This is a genomic window from Phenylobacterium sp. (assembly GCF_044371015.1).
In the GTDB taxonomy this organism is placed as follows: Bacteria; Pseudomonadota; Alphaproteobacteria; order Caulobacterales; family Caulobacteraceae; genus Phenylobacterium.
The window spans coordinates 1-2925 of the sequence record NZ_JBILUK010000319.1; the positions used below are offsets into that span (position 1 = coordinate 1).

Here is a 2925-nt window from a genome sequence, read left to right on the forward strand (position 1 = left end):
TGGAAACCGGTTTTGGATGAAGAGACGCTCTAGATTCTTGATTTCGAGCCTTTTTCATCCCGCTCAGATGACCCGAACTGAACGCCGGGGGCTCCGGCGCCTCATCGCCGGAAAGAAAGTGACCGGCGCGATGCCGACTTCAAACACCACTCCGATCAGAGATAGCGACCATTTCACTTAAACAATTGAACAATTTCTATCAATTGTGGCAATCAAAAGAATGCAAATGCCAAATAAGTTACGCGATTTTGTTTGTTTTTGTCAGGTCGAATTCACATATCCGTTGCGCCAGCTTATTGGCGAATTGTTGAAGGATACTTCACATGTCTGAGACCCCCAAGACACCGGCGACGCCGGCCCAGACGCCTGGCGCGACTCCTCCGATCCACTCCGACAAGCCGATGGATCCGAAGAGCAAGACCGCCCCCAAGGCGTAGATTCGTAAGCGTGGCCGGGCTGGATCGGACACCGGACCCGGCCCGGCCGCGCTGACGGTGCGACGACCTGCGCGAGCCCGAAGCTGGCGGCCGAGCGATTTGGCGCTTTACCAACCCTGGCTGTAGCCGGACGCCCCCCTGGTCCGGTAGGGTTGCCGCAGACGCCATTGGGGGAACAGGATGAAGCTCGCGACCATGATCGCCGCCGCCGCGCTGGGTGGGGCTGCGCTGACCGGCGCCGGATCGGCGAAGGCGGCCGGTGACTATGTCTCCATCGTGCAGGAAGCGGCGGTCAACGCGCCCGCCGCCCAGGCCTGGGACAAGGTGAAGGGCTATTGCGCGATCGGCGCGTGGCTCAAAACCACCTGCGAGATCACCGCCGGCAAGGACGGCGAGGTCGGTGCGCTGCGCAAGATCGCCGGTCGGGTGGAGGAAGTGATCGTGGCCAAGACCGCGACCTCCTACACCTATGCCGACATCAATCCGGCGATCCTCTATCACGGCACCATCGAGGTGGTTCCGGTGACTCCCAAGACCTCCAAGTTCATCTACACGCTGTTCTTCGATCAGGCCTCGATCCCGGCCGAACAGCGTGAGGCCAACCGCACGCGCCGGGCCGCCATGTTCGCCAATGTGCTGGCGACCATGAAGGCCGCCGCCGAGGCCAAGTAGCTGCCCATGCAACGACGACGGATCGATCGGGCTCAGCGCATGCGGGCCCGCCGCGTCTGGTGGGAGCGCAACGGCGCCTTCGTGCGCGGAGCGCTGGTCGGCACGGGCGTCACGGCCGTGGTGGCCTGGGTCATCCAGATTGTGAACGCCACATAGCCGGCCGAGCGCCTCCCTCCGGCCTCTCCGAGGCCGGATACGCCGCCTGGGCGGCAGGCGAGGTCGCGCGTTGGCGCACGCGCATGCTCAAGTCCCCGGGCGCCTTCGACAAGGCGACGCGCGGGGTGCAGGGCCGCATCAACGAGATCATCCCCGAGGCCGTGCATACGACCCTGACCACGGTGATCGAGAAGCTCACCCGCACGATCCTGACCGGCGCCGACCTGACCACCGGCGCGATCCTGCGGGATGCGACCCTCGAAGATCGAGACCGGCGCGCGCTGGCGGTGTTGGACAGCTATCGCAAGACCGCCGCGGTCGAGGGCGGCGTGGCGGGCGCGGGCGGTTTCTGGCTGGCGCTGGCCGACTTCCCGGCCCTGCTGACCATCAAGTTCAAGCTGCTGTTCGACCTCTCGGCCGTCTATGGCCACGAGGCCGACCGCTTCGACGAGCGGCTCTACATCCTGGGCCTGTTCCAGTTGGCCTTCTCGGGCGCCGAGCGCCGCGCCGAGGTGTTCCGAGGGCTGGAGGTCTGGGATCTGCGAGCCCATCCGACCGACTTCGAGCATTTCGATTGGCGGGGTTTCCAGCGCGAGTATCGGGACTTCATCGACCTGGCCAAGCTGGCCCAGCTGATTCCGGTGGTCGGCGCGCCGATCGGGGCGCTGGTGAACTGGAAACTGACCGAGCGGGTGGGCGAGATGGCCATCAACGGCTACCGCGCCCGCGCGCTCTCGCGATCCTGAGCCATGCGCGCCGGCGTCATCCGATCCGTCACGCTCGTTGCAACCCTGATGGTGATTTCGGGCCCCGCCTTGGCGCAATCGCCGCCGATCACCGACGCCGACGTGCGCGCGTTTCTGGCGCGCCAGGAGCAGGCCTGGAACCAGGGCGACCTGGACCGGTTCTTCGCGGCCTTCACGCCGGACGCCCGCTTCACCGACCAGGCCTATGTCGGGGACAAGCCGCCGGTCGTCTACGGCGTGAGCACGCTGGCGGAGGCCAGGGCTCAGGCGCGACGGACCAAGGCGCGCAGTCTGGAACGCGGCGAGGTGCGCCGGATCGATATCGCCGCCGACGGGCGCATCGCGCGCATCACCTCGCGGGTGGGCTCGACCGTGACGGCGGACGGACGCACCCGTCGCCTCTGCGCCAGCCGCGCTCAGACCCTCACCCTGATCAACGGTCGCCTGCGGTCGACAGGCCAGACCGACACCTATGTGAACTGTCGCGGCGGCTGAGGTCGCGCTAACCTCAGCGACATGCTCCGCCACGCTTTTGTCGCGCTCACCGCGCTCGCCGCCCTTCCCGCCGCCGCCCAGGCGCCCGCCGCCGCGCCTGTGGCGCCGCCCGTGACGCCACCTTCCACACAGCCCGCCGCGGCGCCGACCCCGCCCCCCAAGCCCAATCCGAAGGTCCGGATCGAGACCACCGAGGGCGCCTTCGTGCTGGAGCTCTATCCCGACAAGGCCCCGATCACGGTGGCCAACTACCTGCGGTACGTGGATCGCGGGCTGTTCGTGGGTGGGACCTGCTATCGCGCCAGCAAGCCGAAGGACTATGCGGGCAATGACTACGGCCTCGTCCAATGCGGACTGCAGAACGACCCCCGGCGGGTGCTGCCGCCGATCGCGCACGAGTCCACGATCAAGACCGGTCT

At 66.7% G+C, this 2925-nt stretch carries 5 protein-coding genes; all 5 read left to right on the forward strand.

Features of this window, described 5'->3' with window-relative positions:
• Positions 1 to 617: 617 nt before the first annotated feature.
• On the forward strand, positions 618 to 1109 hold the full coding sequence (locus tag ACIQ3R_RS16960; RefSeq protein WP_397420027.1) for an SRPBCC family protein: 492 nt from the start codon (positions 618 to 620) through the stop codon (positions 1107 to 1109).
• Between the two features lie 6 nt (positions 1110 to 1115).
• Entirely contained in the window at positions 1116 to 1265 is a 150-nt protein-coding gene (locus ACIQ3R_RS16965) for a hypothetical protein (RefSeq protein WP_397420031.1), read from the forward strand.
• Positions 1262 to 2011: an EcsC family protein gene (locus ACIQ3R_RS16970; protein WP_397420030.1), complete on the forward strand. Its 750-nt coding sequence runs from the start codon at positions 1262 to 1264 to the stop codon at positions 2009 to 2011. The genes ACIQ3R_RS16965 and ACIQ3R_RS16970 overlap by 4 nt, the downstream gene beginning before the upstream one ends.
• 3 nt (positions 2012 to 2014) lie before the next feature.
• Positions 2015 to 2506 carry a nuclear transport factor 2 family protein gene (locus ACIQ3R_RS16975; RefSeq protein WP_397420028.1) on the forward strand — a complete coding sequence of 164 codons (492 nt, stop codon included), beginning with the start codon at positions 2015 to 2017 and terminating at the stop codon, positions 2504 to 2506.
• A 21-nt stretch (positions 2507 to 2527) separates the two neighbouring features.
• On the forward strand, positions 2528 to 2925 hold a 398-nt coding region (locus ACIQ3R_RS16980; protein ID WP_397420029.1), incomplete at its 3' end, for a peptidylprolyl isomerase.